At 70.9% G+C, this 4,138-nt stretch carries 5 protein-coding genes and 1 pseudogene; 3 read left to right on the top strand and 3 right to left on the bottom strand.

What is annotated here, in order from left to right; genetic code table 11:
- Positions 1-302, bottom strand: a 302-nt coding sequence (locus R6V09_RS47590) for a hypothetical protein (protein ID WP_317887686.1), incomplete at its 3' end; no start/stop codon positions are given.
- Between the two features lie 298 nt (positions 303-600).
- Between R6V09_RS47590 and R6V09_RS47585 the strand changes: the two genes are divergently transcribed.
- The 3 genes from R6V09_RS47585 (at position 601) to R6V09_RS47575 (ending at position 2,910) form a co-directional block, all read left to right on the top strand.
- Positions 601-1,431, top strand: coding sequence for a SigB/SigF/SigG family RNA polymerase sigma factor (locus tag R6V09_RS47585; RefSeq protein WP_317887687.1), 831 nt, complete (start codon positions 601-603; stop codon positions 1,429-1,431).
- Positions 1,432-1,573: 142 nt separating this feature from the next.
- Complete coding sequence (locus R6V09_RS47580) at positions 1,574-2,149, top strand: hypothetical protein (RefSeq protein ID WP_317887685.1); 576 nt, start codon at positions 1,574-1,576, stop codon at positions 2,147-2,149.
- Positions 2,150-2,262: 113 nt separating this feature from the next.
- On the top strand, positions 2,263-2,910 hold the full coding sequence (locus R6V09_RS47575) for a TetR/AcrR family transcriptional regulator (RefSeq protein WP_317887684.1): 648 nt from the start codon (positions 2,263-2,265) through the stop codon (positions 2,908-2,910).
- A gap of 33 nt (positions 2,911-2,943) precedes the next feature.
- Here R6V09_RS47575 and R6V09_RS47570 read toward each other — a convergent pair whose 3' ends face one another.
- Together R6V09_RS47570 and R6V09_RS47565 are read right to left on the bottom strand one after the other, a co-directional pair.
- Positions 2,944-3,747 carry an LmeA family phospholipid-binding protein gene (locus tag R6V09_RS47570; RefSeq protein WP_317887683.1) on the bottom strand — a complete coding sequence of 268 codons (804 nt, stop codon included), beginning with the start codon at positions 3,745-3,747 and terminating at the stop codon, positions 2,944-2,946.
- A 10-nt stretch (positions 3,748-3,757) separates the two neighbouring features.
- Positions 3,758-4,138: pseudogene (locus R6V09_RS47565) on the bottom strand (TetR/AcrR family transcriptional regulator); the annotation flags it as partial.

Below are 4,138 nucleotides of genomic sequence, written 5' to 3'. Positions count from 1 at the left end.
TCTTCGCCGGCCGCAGGATCGCCGGTGCCCCGTCCGTGCCAGGTGCGGCGGCGCGGCAGGCGGAAGCTGCCCACGTTGTGCGGAGTCCCGTTGCCCATCGCGGCGAGTTCTCCCGCGCCGTCGACACGGAACGTCACCAGAGCCGCCGAGTCAGGCGCCAACCGGCCCTGACTGTCGGTGACTTCGAGGCTCACATGCGTGAGATCGGCGCGGCTCGCGGTGACCTGGGAGGCGTCCGGCACGAGCCGCAGGACCGCCGCGCCGCGAAGGAAGAGCCACCCTCCGTCGAACGAGCCGGTCACATGTCGAACCGGCCGCAGCCGACCCGCTGTTGGCGGCTGCCGCGGCCGGGCGCGGGACGCCGAGCGCGGCGGTGCCCGTGACGACCGCGCCGGGCTGGAGCGCGCGAAGACGTGTCACGCCGCCGGGGCGGGCTCCGCACCGAAAACGAGCCGCCCGCCCCGGATTTGACCGAGCGAGGGGGAATGAGACGCGTGAACCGGGGCAGGGGGCTCTTGTCGGCAGTTCGTCGGAACGAATGGGGTGGGCGTTATGGCAGCCGTGACGGCAGCGAAGGCACCGGCCACGGCAGGGCGGCGGATGGCGACCAGGGAGTCGCTCCCGCTGATCGCGGAGCCGTCGAAGGTGAGCCCGAAGGACGCGCGTGAGCTGTCGCGCCAGTTCTTCGACCGGCTGACCTCGCTGGAGGAGGGCACACACGAGTTCCAGTACGTGCGCAACACCCTGATCGAGATGAACCTCTCCCTCGTGCGCTACGCGGCGGCGCGCTTCCGCAGCCGCAGCAACAACGAGATGGAGGACATCGTCCAGGTCGGCACGATCGGACTCATCAAGGCGATCGACCGCTTCGAACTCACCCGGCAGGTCGAGTTCACCTCGTTCGCCGTCCCCTACATCGTCGGCGAGATCAAGCGCTTCTTCCGCGACACCAGCTGGGCCGTCCATGTGCCGCGCCGACTGCAGGAGGCCCGCGTCGAGCTCGCCAAGGCGACCGAGGAACTCCGCTCCCGCCTCGGCCGTACGCCCACCACCCGTGAACTGTCCGAGCTGATGTGCCTGACCGAGGAAGAGGTCATCGAGGCCCGCAAGGCGTCCAACGGCTACACCTCCTCCTCGCTCGACGCCGCGCTCAGCTCCGATGCCGGCACCGAGGGCGAGACCGTCCTCGCCGACGTCATCGGCGCGGACGACCCGGGTCTCGAACTCGTCGACGACCTCAGCTCCCTGGCCCCCCTGATCGCCCAACTCGACGAGCGGGAGCGGAAGATCATCCACATGCGCTACGTCGAGGAGCGCACCCAGGCCGAGATCGGCGAGGTACTCGGCGTCTCGCAGATGCACGTGTCCCGCCTCATCAGCCGCATGCTCCGGCGCCTGCGCGCGGGGCTGCTCGATCCCGCGGTCGCCTGACGGGACCGTCCTGCCCAACAATCCGGTCTGTTGGGCGAAATCGCCCTCCCCGGATGTCCGTTCCGCGGGACTCTCGTACTGTGACCGGGTCGGCACCCAGGGTGCCGGCCCGGCCGTGGCAGGGTTGCCGGAAGGGGGAGTTGTGGCCTGGCGGAGTGAGGAGTTCGGGGAGTCCCACGAGGGCATCGTGGGGGCGACCCTCGCCGACGGCAGTGAGCCCAAACCCGTGTATATGGACGTCGGCAGTGGCACCAACGGGTTCCAGACGCGCGAGTGGTGGGCGTACAACGGCTGGCTTGGCCGCCCCAAGGCGGCGGCCTGGCGGGCCTCCTGTGTGTGCGGCTGGCGCGGGGAGAGCCATCCCATCGACTGGGACCAGGTGGAGGACCACGATCTCGACGACCTGGACACGTCCGACGCGTACGAGGACTGGTGGGAGCACATCAGCGCGGTCGAGCGCCGTACGGTCCCGCTGCCGGAGGAACTCTCCGATCTGATGGAGCAGTTGGAGGAACGGCTCGACGCGCTCGCGGAGACGGCACCGGTGGCCGCGCTGAAGGCGGTGACCATGCTGGAACGCATGGCGGGCCGGGTCGGCAGGGAGGCCGCGTACGGGGTGCGGGCCGACGACGTGTCCGGCGAGGCGCTCGGCAAGGCACTGGGACTCAGCGTGAACAGGGCCCGCTCCCGCCTCGAACGTTATCTTCGCCCCTACTGAGCGGACGGTCGGGACACCGTGCTGTCGCGATGCCGCGGGGACGCCGGACCGTGCCAGACTGGATGTACCGCTCGCCCCTGCTCCGTCGTTCCCGCACCGCACCGAGGTTGTCCGTGACCAAGCCCCCGGCCCGAGTCCCCCAGCGAAGCAACGCGCGCTCCAACCGGGAACGCATCCTGGCCACGGCCCGCCGGGAGCTCGGCCGGAATCCGGACATCACCCTGGAGGAACTCGCCCGTGCCTCCGGCGTGGTGCGGCGCACCCTGTTCGGGCACTTCCCCGGCCGGGAGGCGCTGTTGGAGGCACTGGCCGAGGAAGCCTCGCAGGCGCTGCGGTCCGTGCTGGCCGCCGACCCGGAACCGGCGGAGCCGGAGTCGGCCGACCGGGCGTTCGCACGCTTCGTCCTGTCGATGTGGACCGTGGGCGACCGCTACCGGCTCCTGCTGGCCCTGGCCCGCCGTGACCTGGGCGTCGAGCGGGTGGCCGAGGTCCTGGCACCGGCCCGCCGCGCCGCCACCACCATCTTGGACCGCGGACAGCGCGACGGCGTCTTCCACACACAACTGCCGCCCGCCGTACTGAGCGCAGGACTTGAGGCCCTGACGATCGCGCTGCTCGAAGAGCTCAACACCGGCGAGCTGGAGGACGACGGCACGCACGCGGCCGTCGCCGCGCTGATCGCGACCGGTGTCCCGGAGAAGCAGGCGCGTGACGTGGTGGACGAGATCGCGGGGGCGAAGCGGACCGTCACGGACGACTGAGCCTCAAACGCCGTCCCCGTACGGCGAGTTGACTCACGCCGAACCGTTCCGCGCGCTGTCGTCGCGCGAGGTGTCGTCGGACCGGAAGGTGACCGACTCGCCCGACAGCCGGGCACTGAGCCCGCTCTCCGTCGCGGTGACGGACCGCAGCCGCAGTCCCTCGGGGATGTTCCGCAACTGTATCGGCCGCTCGAAGACGGTGGTGAGCGCCGTTCGCCCCACTTCGGGCAGCAGACCGCCGGTGACCTGGAAGTTCTTGAAGGCGATGCGGTTACCGGACAGCACCGAGACGGTGGCCGCCACGGTGACGTCGGCGCCGGGAGCGAGCTGCACCGTCGCGCGGATCTGGTCGGGGCTTGAGCCCTGGGAGATCTGCAGTCCGAGGGTGTCGGACAGGTCCCGGTAGGACAGCAGGGCGGTCGCCTCCGCCGAGCGGGCCAGCGCCTCCTTGTCGTCGTCCGACTTCCTCAACCCGGCGAGATGGACCGAGAGTCGGTTCACCGGGAGCGGGCCGGTGGTGTCGCTCGCCGGTATGTCGTGCGCGGTGATGTCCACCCGCCGCAAAGTGCCGGCGGCCAGTTGGGTCAGCATGGGGAAGCCCCGGACGTGGACCTCCGGCAATGAGGGCGTGCGCATGCCCTCTTGGAACGCCCCGGCCGTATTGGACTCCACCCGCGCTGTCGCGAAGCGGTCGACGGCGACGGGAGTCACGAGCAGTGCGACCAGCGCACCGACCGCGACGACGACCGGGCGCCGGTTCCTGCGCGGCGGGCGGGTGTCGTCGGGCTCGTACGCCCCGTACGTGAAGTCGGCGTATTCGTACGGGTGTTGGTCCATGAGATCTCCTTCAGCCGGACGGTCGCAGGTGGTGAACCACGGCGGCGGCGTTGTCGCGTCCGACGCCCGCGGCGATGAGGGCGGCGGTGGCGGCGGCCGTGCCGTCGTCGTTCCAGAGGCCGGAGTTGACGCATTCCAGCAGCGCCAGCATCTGTGCCTCCAGGGCTCTGTTGAGCGGTCCCGGTGGGACGGCGGTGTGGAAGACGCCGTGTTGCTGGCCCTGGGTGAGGATCCCGATGACGGCCTCGCGGGCCGGGCGGAGCAGCGCGTCGATCGCGTCGGGGCCGAGGTCGTGGTGGGCGAGTCCCAGGAGCGTGCGGTAGCGGTCGCCGACCGGCCACAGGGCAAGGACGAACCGGGCCAGCGCGGTCACGGCGTCCGGGGTCGGCGA

The organism is Streptomyces sp. W16 (assembly GCF_033194735.1).
Taxonomy (GTDB): Bacteria; Actinomycetota; Actinomycetes; order Streptomycetales; family Streptomycetaceae; genus Streptomyces.
The sequence above is the reverse complement of the archived record's forward strand: the minus strand, read 5'-3'. Positions and strand labels throughout refer to the sequence as shown.